Genomic DNA, 15,187 nt, shown 5'->3' with positions numbered 1-15,187 from the left:
CGCCGGGCTTTGCCCGCGCAGATATCGCGATTCACCCAATAATTTCAGCAGTTTACCGTTTATGGACGGGCACTAGTCTAGCTGATATAGCCGAGCCGTATTGCCTTGGCGATCGCCTGTATGCGGTTGACGGAATCGAGTTTCGTCGTGGCGGCGCCGAGATAGGCGTTCACGGTGTGGACGGAAAGGCCCATCTTCTCGGCGATTTCCTCGCTGATATAGCCGTCGCCGGCCATCTGCAGGCAGGCGATCTCGCGGTCGCTGAGGCTCTCGCCCTTGAACGGGCGTCGTTCGTCAGCCGCCAGCATGTCGGTCATCACCTGCGCGCAGCGCCCGTGCAGGTCGAGGATCTGCTCGGCCGGCGCGTCGATATAGCTGCCGGCAAAAACCACATAGCCGTTGCCCTGGGCACCGAGCCGTATCGGGAAGGCGATGCCCGAATAGGAGAGCTGCCGCCCCTTCAGCCGCTGCGAAAAAAGCGCCATGTCCGGAGCGTCGGCTGCCTGATGCTCTCCCTGGCCGTCCCACAGCAGCGCCAGCGGCGAACGATCGAGGTGCTGGAGCAACTCCTCGCCATAGATCTTCAGGAGCTCATGCGCATTCGCTTCGGAAGCGGCACCCCAATTGTTCAGGACGCAGGTGAGCTTGCGGGTTACCGGCATCCCTCTTCCATTGACGCGCAGGACCGCGAAATTTTTCGCGTTGATCTGCCTTTGCATCGCCTGCAGGCGCGTGACCAGAGTGGCAGCGCGTGCCGCGCGCGTGCTGCGACCGAGTCGGGCATCGTCCGAGCGGCTCTCCGAATCCAGGTGCATCATCGTCTCGCTCCTATACCAGATTGTGCCGGACGGCGTGGGCGATGGCTTCCGACCTGGTGCGCGTCGCGGTCTTGCGCATGACGCTGGTGATGTAGTTGTTGATCGTGTTGCGGGAGATGCCGAGGATGACGGCGATCTCCTCGCTCGTCTTGCCTTCGGCAATCCAGTACAGGCATTCGAGCTCGCGCTCGGTCAGCTCGAAGTCCCGGTCCTGCCGTACGCCGCCATCGGCCTTGAAACTGGCGAGATAGCTTGCGAGCACGGCGATATCGCGCAACCCTTCCTGGGAGAGGATGACGTCCTCGGGGAACAGCAGCATCAATGAGAAACGAACACGGCCGACATTGAACGTGACGGCGCAGTAGGAACGATTGACCCCGCGCGGCAGATCGATGTCGTCCGGCAGGACCTGGAAGCACGGCTGCAGCGCGGCCAGGCATTTTTCCAACTCGGTCGTCTTGGCGTTCAGACCGATAACGATGCTCGAGAGACGCCGCACGACGTCGAAGGGCCAATCGGAACACAGGACGAAATCAAGTCCGCCGTCCTGCGACAGATCGTGGCGAGCCAGCAGGTAGTGGGTCGCTCCGACATATTCCGTCAGGATCACCAGCCCGTTGGCGAGACTGCTGCGCGCGGCCGCGTCCCCGAGCCTGCGGATCAATTGTTCGCGCGATATGCCGCGACTGCTCATGCGCGGCGCGGCGGTCTGCAAAGACCAGGCCGCGCTAGTCTGTGTAATTTCCATGACTTTCAGCCCCCGTGCCGGATTCGACGCCCCTTGCGAGCTACACTTGCCCTGCCGACAGCCACCGGAGCCGGCATTCCCACACGCAAACCAGAACGCGAATCAATATCTAAACTGTACATCGCCGCCCCTAAAAATGCACTGTGATTGAGACACAACTTGCTTACGCACCCCTAAGTAGAGCAGCTAGTCACCTACCGGTTTACCTCTGGTGGACAGCGCTGGCGCACCCACCAGATTGCTTTAGTATCCACTTGATTTTTATTAGTGTCTCACGGAACGCCAGCACCCATCTCAGCTCTCGTGCCTAACGCCAGAGACACGCCAAAGGGGTAGATACGGTCACTTTCCAGTGATTTGTGGCGCCTTCAACGCCTCACGCCATCGAATATAGAGGAACGGACTTTACTTTCGAACAGCGGCTGTTGCTAAAATGCACCAAGTCCGAGCCGCCAGGGATGGTCACAGCACCTGTATAGATTCAAAGAAGAACCAACCTCTATTTCAATTCATAATAGTTATATCTGAGCTAAGCTGAGTCATGGGGAAACAAACGGCAGTCGACAGGTACAGATAGAGGGGCGGCGTCGACCGGTCCGAATCTAGTATGGTTAAAATTATCTTTAAATTTTTCGATCCGCACCTCGCCTAGACTCGCCCCGCCGACACGCATTCTTGCGACAGGTTAGGCGCTCCAGCCGATGCCAGGGAATTGACTCGAACACTATTTCCGCCGCCTCGTCACATCGCGGCAATGCGACCCGACGTCACTCCTGCGTCAGGGAAACGCGAAATCCCGCCGGTACGGCGGGATTGTCCGCGGGGCCTCCTCGAAGGATTTTAGGCGGCGCGGTCGAGGGACCATTTGCGGAGGATTTTTGCGGCGCGCTCCTCGCTGATCTCCACCATGCGCGCGAGCCGGCGCTCCGGGCCCTCCTTGACGCGGCGATTGAAGCCGTTGCTGTCGTCGCCGAGATTGAGCAGGTCGTCCGTGCTGTCGAAGCCGAAGTCCGAACCGAAGCCCTCCATGAGGGCGCCGCTTGCGGCACCGGCGCCGGCCGGAGAGAAATCCGGCAATTCGAGACCGGCACCCTCGCCTTCGAGCTGACCGGATTGACCGCCAAAGCCCATCTGGCGGGCGAGTGGGCGCATGCCCAGCCAGACGACCAGGAAGGCGACGACGATGAAGGCCAGCGAGTTGATGATGCCGCCGAGATTGCGCGTCAGCATTTCCATGACGCCCGGCCCGGCCACCGGTTGGTCGAGCAATTGCGTCTCGACAAAATCCATCGCGTTCAGCGTGACCACGTCGCCGCGGTTCGGATCGACACCGGCAGCGGACGCGACAATCTTCTGCATGTCCTGGAGATAGGCATCGATCTTCGCTTGATCGGCCCCCTCGCCGACCATCGCTGCCAGGCGGCCGCGGTTGACCACGACGGCGATCGACAGCCGCTCGATCGCATAGCTGTTCTTGACGGTCGCGATCGTCTTGCTGTTGATCTCGTAGTTGGTCTGCTCTTCCTTCTTCTCCGCCTCGTCGCTCGACTGCTGGCCGGCGCCGCCGCGCGGCGCCGCCTGGGGCACGTTCTGCTGGACGGTCGCGGCGTTGTCCGGCTGCTGCTGGCTGGATTTCTGCTCTTCCTTGATGACCCGCGTCGAGCGCTCCACCCGCGATTCGGGGTCGAACATGGTCTCCTGGATCTGCTGGGCGTCGGTGTTGAGCGAGGCCGTGACGCTGGTGCGGAAATTGTCCATGCCGAGGAAGGGCGCAAGCGCGTTGTCGATCTTCTTCTCGAGATCGGTCTGGACGTTCTGCACCACGCCGAGCGACTGATTGAGGGCGCTGTTTGCCGGGTCGTCGCCCGAAGCAAGAAGCTGACCGGTCGAATCGAGAATGGTGACATCGTCGACATCGAGGCCCGGCACGGACGAAGCGACAAGATGGCGGATCGACGAGGCGGCGCTCCGGCCGACCGTCGCACTCGCACGAATCATCACCGATGCTGTCGGCGTCTGCTCGGCCTTGCGGAAGCTGCCCCGCTCCGGCATGACGATATGGACACGGGCCGCCGCGATGCCGGAGATCTGCTGGATGGTGCGGGCAATCTCGCCCTCCAATGCACGAACGCGGGTCACCTCCTGCATGAAGGAGGTGAGCCCGAGCGAGCCGACATTGTCGAAGAGTTCGTAGCCGGCGTTGGCGCTGCTCGGCAGGCCTCGCTCGGCCAGAAGCAGCCGAGCCTTGCCGGTCATGCCGACCGGCACCTGAATGCTGCCGCCATCCGCGCCGACCTCGAAGTCGAGATTGGCCTCAGCAAGCGCTATGCTGATCTGGGTGACATCGCTGCGCTCGAGACCGACATAGAGCGTTTCATAGGCTGGCTTGTTGACGTAGATCGCAGCGCCGAGGACGAAGCCGATCGCGACGATGCCGGCCGCGCCGAGCGCTATCAGCTTGCTCTGCCCGAGATTGCTCAGGTTTTTCGTGAACGTCGAGAATTGATCGAACAGATTCATTCTGTTTCCGCACCCAGTATCGCATGGCACCCTTGCCGGCACTCGACGGCATCATGCGAAGATCAAACATTCTGGTAAGCAGGTATCGATATGCGCGAATCTACCAGCCCCGGAAGCGAAGCTAGGCGGCGAAACTTGCGCGAACTTGTCGGAGCAGAAGGATGATGGTCGAGGGCCGACTTACGCGCCCCTCTCGTCTACTGCATGTCTCCTTAAAATCGACCTCGATTAAGGACAAAGACATGCAGCAACTCAAAGTGCTACAGCGACCTTTGCGCGTCTGATAAGACGCGCGGCGCTGTAGCGTCAAAACGCCTCAAAATCGCCCGCGGCCTTGGTGAGCGGCTGCGAGTGGCCGTGGCGCAACAGGCCGCTGCCGAGCGCCTTTTTCATGTCGGCAAGCTTGACCAGGTTCACGGCCGTGGAGATGTCCACGAGGCACGTGTCGGGGATCGATGCGGTGATCGTGTCGATGAATTCGGCAAGACCCCGGGTCTTCTGGACCGCCAGATCGACGCCCTGGAGCACCATCAATTTGTCGGCCGGATCAGTTGCGGAGGCATCATGGCTGTTCCAGAGCTGCGGCTCGATCCGCTCGATGAGATAGGCGACGTCGTGGAGTTCGGTGACGATGCGCATCAGCACGTCTGGCAGCGATTCTTCCGCGTGAGGCATGTAGCTCTGGTGGTCGGTCTGCATCGTTTTTCTCACATTGAAAAGAATCTTTGCCCGCTCGCGCCGCCGACGCGGTCAGAAGAACTCGATCGAGCTTTCCACCGGCTTCGGTGCGGGTGCCGGCCGCTCCTGATGGATGGCGCGCTGGGCTTCGACACCGGTCAGCGCGTATTGGCGGGCACGACCGGTCACCGGCCAATATTCCAGCTTGCGGCCATGCTCGCCGCCGGTGCTCTCGCCGACGACGCGGATGCCCTCGTCGAGCAGGAACTGCCGCGCAAAGGCGGCGTTCTGCTCGCCGACATTCGAGAAGCGCGCAATCGTCCTGGCTCCGCCGAAGATCTTCGCCTCGAGCCGATCGCGGCGCGCGCCCTCCTTCAAGAGACCGTTGATCAGCAGTTCCATGAGATGCACGCCGTAGCGCGTCGCGTCACCGGCCGACGCCGGCGACGTCGAAGAGCCGGGCAGCAGGAAATGGTTCATGCCGCCGACGCCCGTGACCGGGTCGCGCATGCAGGCAGCCACACAGGAGCCGAGAATGGTCGAGAGAACGACATCCGGATCGTTGACGACCTTGAACTCGCCCTGAATGACATGCACACGCCTGCCGGCAGCTTCCAACATTATTTCAGTGCCCCGAACACCGCCTCGATCGCTGCCTTCATCTTTTCGATGGTGAACGGCTTGGCGAGAACGTTGTTGGCGCCGAGCGCCGCGGCTTTCTGGACGAGCGCCCTGTCGCCCTGAGCGGTCAGGATGATGAAGGCCGCCTTCTTGGTGTTCGGGTTCGAGCGAACCGCCTGCAGCAAGCCCAGGCCGTCCATCTTCGGCATGTTGAAGTCCGAGATGACCAAGTGGTGCGGGTTTTGGGCCATGATCTTCATGCCCTGCTCGCCGTCGCCGGCGGCAGTGATCTGCTTGAAGCCGAGTTGCTGGAGGGCGTCGCCCAGGAGCAGTCGGCTCGTGACCTGATCGTCGACGATCAGAACCTTAATCTTTTCGGCGATGGACATTATTCGCTTCCTTCCTTCCGGGCTGCTGCGGTCTTCAATATCTCCTCCCCGATCGATCCGAGGGGGAGCTGTGTTTCGACAGCACCCAATTCGTGGGCCACTCTGGGCATTCCATAGACGACGCAAGTCTTTTCGTTTTGTCCGAAGGTGCGCGCCCCGGCGTGCCGCATCTTGAGGAGACCGGCCGCGCCGTCGCGGCCCATGCCGGTCAGGATCACGCCGATCGCATTGCGCCCCGCCAGTTCGGCGACCGAATCGAACAGCACGTCGACCGACGGGCGATGGCCGTTGACGGGTTCCCGGTCGACCAGCCTGCAGCAGGGCGAGGATGAATTGGCGACCTGAAGGTGCCGGTCGCCGCCCGGCGCCAGATAGACCTTGCCGACTTCGAGACGGGCGCCGTCGGTCGCCTCATGGACGGTCGGCGCGCAGAGCCGGTTCAGCCGTTCGGAAAAGCTCTTGGTGAATGTATGCGGCATGTGCTGGGTGATCACCGTCGGCGGGCAATTCGCGGGGAATTTTTGCAAGACCGCAATCAGCGCCTCCACGCCGCCGGTGGAGGCCCCGATCGCGATGATCTTGCGGCCCGCCTTGTAGTCGGAAGCGCTGCTTACAGCCGGCGTCGATGCCGCCCGGTTGCTGGTGATCATCGATTTGCGCTGCGATCGCGCTGCCGCCTTGACCTTCTCCACCAGGCCGCCGAAGGGATTGGGGTCGCCGGGGTGCGGCTTGCCGACACAATCGAAGGCCCCGATTTCGAGTGCGGCGATCGTCGCTTCGGCGCCCTTGTGGGTCAGCGTCGAGACCATGATGACCGGCATCGGCCTCAGACGCATGATCTTGTCGAGGAACTCGAGGCCGTTCATGTTCGGCATCTCGATGTCGAGGGTGACGACGTCGGGATCCAGTTGCTTGATCGCCTGGCGAGCCTCGAGCGCATCGGCCGCCTGGCCGACGACCTTTACCTCCGGATCGGCATTGAGCACAGCCGAGATCAGCCCGCGCATGGTGGGCGAGTCATCGACGACGAGAACACGGGCGGGAGCGTTCATGCCCGACCTCCATGGAATTTGCCGGTATGGCGATAGGTGGTGACGCCGATATTGTCGAAGATCGCCTTGGCGTCCCCCGAGACGCGCTCTGAATGACCGATATAGAGATGCCCGCCGGTGTCGAGCACGCCTGCAAATCGCGACCAGATCTTCATCTGCGTCGGCTCGTCGAAATAGATCACCACGTTGCGGCAGAAGATCACGTCGAAAGGCCCCTTGAGCGGCCATTGTGCCATCAGATTGAGCTCGTTGAAGGTGATCAGCCGCTTGACGCGGTCATCGATCTGCCACTTGCCACGGCCGTTCACTTCGACCTCCCGGAACCATTGCTTGCGCATGGCGGGGCTTACCGTTTCGAGCGCCGTCGCGTCATAGGCGCCGGCGCGGGCGAGCGCCAGAATCTTCGGATCGATGTCGGTCGCCAGGATTCGGAAGTCATATTCGGGGGCATTTGGCAGCAGCGACAGCACCGTCAGCGCGATCGAATAGGGCTCCTGGCCGTCCGAGCAGGCCGCCGACCAGATGCGGACCCGGCCGCCGTTCTTGGCCCGGGCGATCAGGCCCGGCAGCACGTCGGTCTTCAGGTGCTCGAAATGATGGTTCTCTCGAAAGAAGCGGGTGAAGTTGGTGGTCAGATGAGAGAGCATGTCGCGGCGCGCCGCAGCGCCCGCCGGGGAGGCGACGAGCTGGCAGTAGTCGCGGAATCCCTTGAGACCGAGATTGCGGATGTGTTTCGACAGCCGAGAATAGACCAGCGACGCCTTGGATTCATTCAGGTAGATGCCGGCATCCGCATAGATCATCGCGGCGATTTCGCTGAGGTCACGCCGCGTTAGCGGATATTCGCCAGCCGCAAGGCACTCGTCCGGCGACAGCTTCTGCTCGAAAGTGGCCTGGGCTCTCATGCCGCTTCCCTTTCCTCTTGCGGGAAGACCTGGTCGAGTTCGACGAGGCAGATCATCCGTCCCTCGATCGCCAGGACGCCACGGGCAAAGCTCCTTTCGAAGTCCGACGCGATATCCGGAGTCGGCTGGATGTCGCCATCCGAGACGGTCAGGATGTCGGATACGGCATCGACCAGAAGTCCCACAACCTGGCTCTTCACCTGGGCGACGATGATCACGTGGCGGACCGTCGGCTCGGCCGGCTTCATGCCGAGGCGCGCCGAAAAGTCGATGATCGGCAGCACCGCGCCACGCAGGTTGATGACGCCGAGCATGTAGCCCGGTGCGTGCGGCATCGCGGTCGCAGGCGTCCAGCCGCGAATTTCGCGGACCGACATTACGTTGACGCAGAATTCCTGGCCGCCGACGCGGAAAGCGATCAGCTCCCGTCCGCCAGTCGTCAGATTTTTTGCGGCATAGGTCATGAGTATTATCCGGCTGCAGCAAGAGACATTTCAGGTTTCAGGGAGTGTCCGCGCGAGGCCGCGACGATCGCATCGACATCGAGGATGAGCGCCACGCGCCCGTCGCCGAGAATGGTGGCCGCCGCAATGCCCGGCACATGGGTATAGTTCGCCTCGAGGCTCTTGATCACAACCTGGCGCTGGCCCTGGATCGCATCGACCATCAGGGCGCGCTGGCCGCCGCCTTCGGACTCGACGAGCAGCGCCACCCCTTCGACCGGATTGGCCTGGGTGGCGCGGAAGTTCAGGATGCGTCCGACATCGACCAGCGGGCAGAAGGAGTTGCGGATCGAAATCAGCCGCTGGGAGGCACCGAAGCTGTGGATCGCCGAGGCCTCCGGCTGAAGCGTTTCGACGATTGCCGTCAGCGGCACGACGAGCGTCTGGTTGGCGACCGTCACCACCATGCCGTCGAGGACGGCGAGCGTCAGCGGCAGGCTCATGGTGAAGACGGAGCCATGCCCCGGCTTCGACGAGATGTTGATACGTCCGCCGAGCGCCTGGATCGAGCGCTTGACAACGTCCATGCCGACGCCGCGGCCGGAAATGTCGGAGATCTTGTCGGCGGTCGAAAAGCCTGCGTGGAAGATCAGGTTGTCGATTTCCTCGTCCGAGAGATTGGCATCGGCGGCGATCAGATCGTTGTCGATGGCCTTCTGCCGGACCTTCTCGCGGTTGATGCCGGCGCCGTCATCGGCAAGCTCGATGACGATGCGACCGGACCGGTGTTTCGCCGTCAGCCGCACCGTGCCTTCCGGGTTCTTGCCGGCGGCGACGCGCTTTTCCGGCGTTTCGAGCCCGTGATCAACCGCGTTGCGGATCATGTGCGTCAGCGGCTCGGCCAGCTTGTCGATGACCGTCTTGTCGACTTCCGTGTTCTCACCCTCGGTGACGAGGCGCACCGACTTGCCGGTCATATCGGCGATTTCGCGGACGATGCGCGACATGCGCTGGAAGACCGGCTTCACTGGCTGCGCGCGGATCGCCATGACGCTGTCCTGGATTTCGCGGGTGAGCTGCTGCAGCTCCTCGAGACCCATATTGATCGACGACGTACCGTTCGTGTCGTTTTCGATGACGCTCTGCGACAGCATCGCCTGGTTGATGACGAGCTCGCCGACGAGATTGATCAGCCGGTCGACGCGGTCGAGATCGACGCGGATCGTCGGGGTGGCTGCAGAGGCAGCCTGCTGTGCAGCTGCCTGTGCCGCCGAGGCGGATGCCGCACTCCTGTTGCTTTCGGCAGGCGCGCGTGCGGTCTGTGCCATCTGCAGAACGTTGCTCGCGGTCGCCGCAGCCGACACCGCGTCGTCGCGCGCCTCGCGCTGCTGGGCCGCAACCTGATCATCATCCTCGCCCGCGCCGGCCGAGGCTGGTATTTCCTCGTCGAGCATAGACAGATCGAACGGAACGGGCTGCATCGGCAATTCTTCGCCGGGAGCGGCATGGTCGCCGGCGAGCGTCACCTCAAGCTCGCAATCCCACTCGGCGAATTCGAAAACCGAGCGGATCGACTCTTCGCCCTTGTCGGTCTTCAGCGAGATCTTCCAGGCGAAGTAGGCGGCCTCCGGATTGATGCTGCCAAGCGCCGGCAGACCGTCCATGTCGCAATGGATGCTCATCTCGCCGAGACGCGAGAGATCGCGCAGCAGCAGCGTCGCGTCATTGCCCTTGGCATAGAGTTCAGATTTCGGCCTGAAGAGGATTTCGAAAGTCGTCGGCTCGATTGCCGGAGGCTCGTTCGCCTCGAACTCGTCGAAGGAGAAGGCAACGGGCTGGAAGCCTTCGTCTGTGACCGCCGGAGCGGCTGCGGGTGCTGGTGCCGGCGCGGCAACAGGCGCCGGCCTTGCGACCGGCTCGACAGCGGCCGCCTGCGGCAATTCACCATTGGCGAGCGCTTCGAGTTCCTTGATCAGCTGACGGCTGCGCGCCTCGTCGACACTGCCGCCGTCCCGGGCGGCGTTGGTGAGATCGGCAAGCACGTCCGCCGATTTCAGCATCACCTTCAGGACGTCCTGGTTGGGCTCAAGCCTGTTGGATCGAACGCAATCGAGCGTCGTCTCGAAGACATGCGCAAACGAGACGAGGTCATCCAGCCCGAACGCGCCGGCGCCACCCTTGATCGAATGGACAGCGCGGAAGACCGCGTTGACCGTCTCGGGATCGCGATCACCGTCATTGAGCTTCAGGAGACCCGACTCCAGTTCCGCGAGCTGCTCCTCGCATTCCTGGAAGAAAATCTCTTTGATTTCGTTCATATCCATTGGACGCTACCCTCGGATTTCAGGCCGTTACGCGCTCGATGGCATCGATCAGCTTGGTCGGGTCGAACGGCTTGACGATCCAGCCGGTAGCGCCCGCCTGCCGCGCACGGTTCTTCTTCTCGGCGTCGCTTTCGGTGGTGAGCACCAGGATGGGAACCGCACGGTAGCGGTCGTTCTTGCGCACGCCTTCGATGAAGCCGAAGCCGTCGAGGCGGGGCATGTTGATGTCGGTGACGATCACGTCGGGATTGGCCGTCTCCAGCACTTCGAGGCCTTCAACGCCATCTTCCGCCTGGATCGTTTCGAAGCCGGCATTGTTGAGGGTAACAAGAAGCATGTTCCGGATCGTCCGGGAGTCGTCCACAGTCAGAACTCTCTTCTTCATTTTCTCAAATCTCCTTTGCCATCAGGGGCGCGATGTCCACGCCGATGAGCTGTGTCGTTTTAACGAAAGCGTCCGACACCTTGGCAAAGGTGAAGGACATCCGATCCTCTTCCCAACTTCTTGCTCCGGCCATCAGCACCTGTGCGCAGAGCGTTCCGATCCGCTCGACGGCGGACGCATCGATCACGACCGGAGCGCCCTTGAGCGATAGCAGCCTTTCATGCAGCGCCGTCGCCTCGTTCAGGTCCAGGACCGGAGCGAGCTTCAGCGATTTCTTTGCGGTGTTCCTGCTGGCCATTCTGTCCCTCGACTGACCTGTTCACTGACCCTAGCGCCGCGATCCGGCGACCTGCCGCCCGGCGGCGGCGTCATCGCTGAACGGCATCGCTCGTTCGTCCTCATCGACTTGCGGCAAAAGCGCAGACGGCGGGACAAAGGTCGGAGCCCTCAATCCCGCCTGACGCTCGAAACGGAAGCGGCGGATCGTCTGTCCCAGCTCCAGAATGGTGCCGTGGAGATCCTCGGTCGAAGCCGCGGCCTCACCGGCGAGCGTCGCGCTTCGGCCCATCGCCGTCGAAATGCCGCCGATCTCGGAAGCGGCGGCGGCCAGATCGCTGACCTGCGATTCCGCCTCGCGCGCGATGCCAGCGACGGCGGCATTGATGGAGATCACCTGTTCGACGATGCTGCTGATCGCATTCTGCGTCTGACCGACGATTTCGACGCCGGCTTCGACCTGCGTCTTCGTGCCGTTGACGAGTTGCTTGATCTCGCGCGCCGCCTCGCCGGAGCGCTGCGCCAGCGCCCGGACTTCCTGCGCCACGACCGCGAAGCCGCGGCCACTCTCGCCGGCGCGTGCCGCTTCGATGCCGGCATTGAGGGCGAGCAGATTGGTCTGGAAGGCAATCTCGTCGATGACGCCGATGATCTGGCCGATCTTTTCCGCGGAAGCCTCGATGTCCGCCATGGCAGAGATCGCCTGACCGGCAATCTCACCGCTGCGCTCTGCAGCACGGCGCGTTTCGCTCGCCTTGGCCTCGGCCTCGCTGATCCGAATCGAGCCGGAGCGCATGCGTTCGGTCATCGCCCCAAGCGCTGCGACCTGGCCAGTCAGGGCCTCGGCCTCGCCGCCGGCGGCGCCGGAAAACGCGTTGGTGCGGCTGCGAAGGCTTTCCACCATGTCTTCGGCCGCGGAGGCACGCTTGTCTCCAGACAACAGAGCCTGCTGGATCTGGTCCAGGGCGGCGTTCAGCCCGGAGGTGATCGGCCGGTAGAAGTCGGCCGTCTCCGTCGGCAGGCGGGCGCCGAAGTTGCCGTCTGCGAGGGCCTGCAGGAAATCCGAAAAGAGCGCCGTTACCTCGGACTCGTCGCCTTTGCGCTGGTCGGAAAGCTGGCGCTGATGCTGCTGGCGGAGCGCGTTGAAGCGCAACGACACGGCGATCTCGCTGTCGACGAAGGCAGCGCGCACGAGAGCGGCGACGAGCCGGCAGAGTTCATCCCTGCGTGCCTTGCCGAAAGGGAGTTTGGGCCAGGCATCCTCGATGGCGCCGACGATGAGATGCTCCAGCACCACCGCATGGCTCGCGAGTTGCCAGCGCGGGTCGAGGCCCATGCGCGCTTCCGTGTCGGCGAGTACCTTGACGCGCTCGGCATAGAGCCCGTCGAAACGGGCATCGGTCAGCACATTCCAGTGCGATGACTGAAGATCGTGCAGTCGGTCGAGCTGGCGATCGTTGTCGAAATGGCGAGCGGCGTCCGGGTTGGTCTGCAACCGGTGGAAAAGGTCACGCAGCGCGAGCTCGATACGCGGCGACAGGGCCTGGCGACGGTCCCGCAGAAGCGCACAGGCTCCCTCGTCGAGCCCGGCAAAGCGCAGGCGCTCGAGCAGACTGCCCGCCTGGCCCTTCCTTGCCTGATCTGACGCTTCCCGCTGCACGATGTTCCCCGGCCTGATGCGTAGTCGAGACTTGCCTGGGGGAAGATGTGGCCCCTGAAAGGGCTATGGCCGGTCACGCCCAGTCGGTAAGATCGGCGCGCCTGAGCGTTCTCTATCGTCCATCCCGCAAGTAACGTCTGTGAGATTGCATACCGGACCGGAACCGGTACGGCGGTGCGGCATCATGCCTTGAGAGAAGCTGAGACTTCCTATTCCGACGTGTTGGACCATGTTTATGGTTAATTCCTTGCTTGAAGGTTAACGGTTTCCGGCCCGTAGTCGGAATCGCTAAAATGCAACCAGCACGCTAATCGCCGCTGCTGCGCACCGTTTTACTGTGCGGAGACAACAGGTTTTTAATCACAAGAGTTTAGAATTGCGGTTCTACTTGTCGTCCAGTATCGAAGCGAAGGTCAAATAGGCGCGAACCGCGCAGGCTGCACCGTCACAGGTACAGGCGACATCATGAAGATGCGTCCACGGGAATGAGCAATGATTGTTCTTGGAATTAGCGCCGCCAGCATCGCAATCCTCGCAATGACGGCGATCTCGATCGTCATCAATCTCGAACATAGACGGGCGGCAAACCGCAACATTTTCTGACGCGGTCTTTCGACCAAGTCCAAGAAGATCCGCCGGGTTCTACTTCATTCTGTCTAGCGATAGAGAGTTGCGCTTGCAGCCACATGCTCAGCGGTCAAGCGCTGCCATTTCCGTGCGTAACCGGCATAGCCTACCGGAATCTCGTCCGAGAAGACTTCGGCACCCGTCCTGATCCGGGCGCCTGCGACGAGGCAGGCTGCACCAAGGCTCGTTCCGGTGCTGCTCGCGCTGTTGGCGAGCACCGGCCGGCCGGTCGCAGCGCCCAGCATCCGCAGATAGGCGGAATTCGCGGCGAAGGGCCCCTCCACGACGATTTCACCCCCGGCGCCGATGAGATCGAGACAGGTCGCCGTCATCAGGGCGAGATGGAATGAGACGACGGCAAGCCGCTCCGTGGGGCTGAGCTTTTCTTCGTCCACCGTCCAGCGCGGCGTCGCCGAGGGGAAAGGACCGGAGCCGCCCGGAACGGAGGGCAGCAGCATGCAGCTTTCCGCAAGCACGCGCGCTTCGGCCGCGGCCGAGGCCGGCGGCGGATTGTCGCCGACGAGCATGGAGAAGGCGCGGCCGCCCATGAAGCGGGCAGACGGCACCGGGTCGCCAAGCGCGTTGACATTGATCAGCGTGTCGCGGGTTTCATCGAGCTCCACCCGATCGCCTCCGACCGCCAGCATCACCACCCAGGTTCCGGTCGAGACGACGGAAAAGGGTGCCCGGCGTGTCAAGAGGTGCGGCAGCAGCGAGGCGTTCGAATCGTGAATGCCGCAATAGACCGGCAGCCCCGCTGGCAGGCCCGCGGCCGCGGCCAGCGGAGGCAGCAAGCCGCCGATCACGTCGCCCGCCTTGCACACCGGCGCGAACAGCCGCGCCCAACCCTGCCCCTCGACCAAGGCCGAAAACGTCGCAGTTAGAGGGTTCCAGAGATCGGTATGACAGCCGAGCGAGGTCAGTTCGTTGGTGGCAACGCCGGTCAGGCGATAGGACCAGTATTGCGCATAGGTGAGGATGGTCGCGGCCTTGGCGAACTGCTCGGGAAACGCACGCTGCTGCCAGAAAAGCTGCGCACCGACATTGAGCCCCATCGGCAGGCGGGCCGATCCTGTTTCGGAAAAGGCCGGGCGCACCCGGCCATATTCCTCGGCGAGCGCGTCCGGGCCGGCAAACTCATAGTCAAGGACCGGCAGGGCGAGCTCGCCCGCCTGGTCCAGCAGCACCGCGGTCGCCCCATGTGTTGCGACTGAGATCGCATCCACGGGATGTTCACGGTGCAACTCTGCAAGGCTCCCAAGAATGAAGCGCCAGAGATGCTCGACGTCGAAGTGGGGATAGAGCCCCGCCTCCACGACAATGTTCGGCGTCTTGCGGACGGCGATCTCCTCGAAGCGCGCGAGGTCGACCAACGCGACCTTGGCGTTGGTCTTGCCGATATCGATGACGGCGACGGTCTTCATGTCAGCTGAGATAGAAGACGGTGTTGAGCGGCACGGCGACCGGCTCGTTGTCGGCACGGGTTTCCATGATGTCGGCCATATGGGCCCACCATTCCTGCATCACCGGGTGCGACGGCAGATCGGCCATCTTGTGGTTCTCTGCACGCCAGAGCACGCCGAAGAGCAGGTTCGTCTCCTCGTCAAGATGGATCGAGTAGTCCGATATCCCGGCGTCTTTCAGCAGAGCCACCAGCTCGGGCCAGATCGCGTCGTGGCGCGCCCTGTATTCCTCGGCCATGCCAGGATTGAGCCGCATGCGGAACGCGTATTTTTCCATG

General features: G+C 62.7%; 15 protein-coding genes. All 15 read right to left on the bottom strand.

Translation table 11 applies throughout. The features are described from left to right. Positions 1-77: 77 nt before the first annotated feature. The gene (visR, locus tag ATC00_RS09820) at positions 78-818 is read right to left on the bottom strand and encodes a transcriptional regulator VisR (RefSeq protein WP_037378587.1); all 741 of its coding nucleotides are present in this window, start codon (positions 816-818) and stop codon (positions 78-80) included. Positions 819-828: 10 nt separating this feature from the next. After that, positions 829-1,566: a transcriptional regulator VisN gene (gene visN / locus ATC00_RS09815; RefSeq protein ID WP_064252645.1), complete on the bottom strand. Its 738-nt coding sequence runs from the start codon at positions 1,564-1,566 to the stop codon at positions 829-831. An 840-nt stretch (positions 1,567-2,406) separates the two neighbouring features. Beyond that, complete coding sequence (gene fliF, locus ATC00_RS09810; protein WP_064252644.1) at positions 2,407-4,086, bottom strand: flagellar basal-body MS-ring/collar protein FliF; 1,680 nt, start codon at positions 4,084-4,086, stop codon at positions 2,407-2,409. Positions 4,087-4,392: 306 nt separating this feature from the next. Continuing rightward, positions 4,393-4,785, bottom strand: a complete 393-nt coding sequence (cheT, locus tag ATC00_RS09805; RefSeq protein WP_037378581.1) for a chemotaxis protein CheT — start codon at positions 4,783-4,785, stop codon at positions 4,393-4,395. A gap of 51 nt (positions 4,786-4,836) precedes the next feature. Next, positions 4,837-5,388 (bottom strand): chemoreceptor glutamine deamidase CheD, encoded by a 552-nt coding sequence (gene cheD, locus ATC00_RS09800; RefSeq protein ID WP_037378578.1) that lies wholly within the window; start codon positions 5,386-5,388, stop codon positions 4,837-4,839. Beyond that, positions 5,385-5,774: a response regulator gene (locus ATC00_RS09795; RefSeq protein ID WP_012706841.1), complete on the bottom strand. Its 390-nt coding sequence runs from the start codon at positions 5,772-5,774 to the stop codon at positions 5,385-5,387. Before ATC00_RS09795 ends, cheD begins: the two co-directional genes overlap by 4 nt. Then, entirely contained in the window at positions 5,774-6,826 is a 1,053-nt protein-coding gene (cheB, locus tag ATC00_RS09790) for a protein-glutamate O-methylesterase CheB (protein WP_037378575.1), read from the bottom strand. The genes ATC00_RS09795 and cheB overlap by 1 nt, the downstream gene beginning before the upstream one ends. Further along, the gene (locus tag ATC00_RS09785) at positions 6,823-7,731 is read right to left on the bottom strand and encodes a protein-glutamate O-methyltransferase (protein ID WP_064252643.1); all 909 of its coding nucleotides are present in this window, start codon (positions 7,729-7,731) and stop codon (positions 6,823-6,825) included. The genes cheB and ATC00_RS09785 overlap by 4 nt, the downstream gene beginning before the upstream one ends. Continuing rightward, positions 7,728-8,195: a chemotaxis protein CheW gene (locus tag ATC00_RS09780; protein WP_037378570.1), complete on the bottom strand. Its 468-nt coding sequence runs from the start codon at positions 8,193-8,195 to the stop codon at positions 7,728-7,730. Before ATC00_RS09780 ends, ATC00_RS09785 begins: the two co-directional genes overlap by 4 nt. A 5-nt stretch (positions 8,196-8,200) precedes the next feature. Beyond that, entirely contained in the window at positions 8,201-10,498 is a 2,298-nt protein-coding gene (locus ATC00_RS09775) for a chemotaxis protein CheA (RefSeq protein WP_064252642.1), read from the bottom strand. Between the two features lie 19 nt (positions 10,499-10,517). After that, entirely contained in the window at positions 10,518-10,883 is a 366-nt protein-coding gene (locus ATC00_RS09770; protein WP_014761079.1) for a response regulator, read from the bottom strand. 4 nt (positions 10,884-10,887) lie between these two features. Beyond that, positions 10,888-11,181: an STAS domain-containing protein gene (locus ATC00_RS09765; RefSeq protein ID WP_037378563.1), complete on the bottom strand. Its 294-nt coding sequence runs from the start codon at positions 11,179-11,181 to the stop codon at positions 10,888-10,890. Between the two features lie 30 nt (positions 11,182-11,211). Next, positions 11,212-12,819, bottom strand: a complete 1,608-nt coding sequence (locus ATC00_RS09760; RefSeq protein ID WP_064252641.1) for a globin-coupled sensor protein — start codon at positions 12,817-12,819, stop codon at positions 11,212-11,214. Positions 12,820-13,475: 656 nt separating this feature from the next. After that, positions 13,476-14,870, bottom strand: a complete 1,395-nt coding sequence (locus ATC00_RS09755) for an FGGY-family carbohydrate kinase (RefSeq protein WP_064252640.1) — start codon at positions 14,868-14,870, stop codon at positions 13,476-13,478. Between the two features lies 1 nt (position 14,871). Further along, positions 14,872-15,186 (bottom strand): L-rhamnose mutarotase, encoded by a 315-nt coding sequence (rhaM, locus tag ATC00_RS09750; RefSeq protein WP_037378557.1) that lies wholly within the window; start codon positions 15,184-15,186, stop codon positions 14,872-14,874. Position 15,187 lies beyond the last annotated feature (1 nt).

Source organism: Sinorhizobium americanum (assembly GCF_001651855.1).
Classification (GTDB): Bacteria; Pseudomonadota; Alphaproteobacteria; order Rhizobiales; family Rhizobiaceae; genus Sinorhizobium; species Sinorhizobium americanum.
This window is presented reverse-complemented; position numbering and strand designations above follow the sequence as displayed.

Bases quoted from the DNA above. Each gene is read 5' to 3' on its own strand.
- ATC00_RS09795 (WP_012706841.1), bottom strand. From the start codon at position 5,774: ATGTCCATCGCCGAAAAGATTAAGGTTCTGATCGTCGACGATCAGGTC.
- ATC00_RS09770 (WP_014761079.1), bottom strand. From the start codon at position 10,883: ATGAAGAAGAGAGTTCTGACTGTGGACGACTCCCGGACGATCCGGAAC.
- rhaM (WP_037378557.1), bottom strand. From the start codon at position 15,186: ATGGAAAAATACGCGTTCCGCATGCGGCTCAATCCTGGCATGGCCGAG.
- visR (WP_037378587.1), bottom strand. From the start codon at position 818: ATGATGCACCTGGATTCGGAGAGCCGCTCGGACGATGCCCGACTCGGT.
- ATC00_RS09765 (WP_037378563.1), bottom strand. From the start codon at position 11,181: ATGGCCAGCAGGAACACCGCAAAGAAATCGCTGAAGCTCGCTCCGGTC.
- ATC00_RS09785 (WP_064252643.1), bottom strand. From the start codon at position 7,731: ATGAGAGCCCAGGCCACTTTCGAGCAGAAGCTGTCGCCGGACGAGTGC.
- fliF (WP_064252644.1), bottom strand. From the start codon at position 4,086: ATGAATCTGTTCGATCAATTCTCGACGTTCACGAAAAACCTGAGCAAT.
- cheB (WP_037378575.1), bottom strand. From the start codon at position 6,826: ATGAACGCTCCCGCCCGTGTTCTCGTCGTCGATGACTCGCCCACCATG.
- ATC00_RS09780 (WP_037378570.1), bottom strand. From the start codon at position 8,195: ATGACCTATGCCGCAAAAAATCTGACGACTGGCGGACGGGAGCTGATC.
- visN (WP_064252645.1), bottom strand. From the start codon at position 1,566: ATGGAAATTACACAGACTAGCGCGGCCTGGTCTTTGCAGACCGCCGCG.
- ATC00_RS09755 (WP_064252640.1), bottom strand. From the start codon at position 14,870: ATGAAGACCGTCGCCGTCATCGATATCGGCAAGACCAACGCCAAGGTC.
- cheT (WP_037378581.1), bottom strand. From the start codon at position 4,785: ATGCAGACCGACCACCAGAGCTACATGCCTCACGCGGAAGAATCGCTG.
- ATC00_RS09775 (WP_064252642.1), bottom strand. From the start codon at position 10,498: ATGGATATGAACGAAATCAAAGAGATTTTCTTCCAGGAATGCGAGGAG.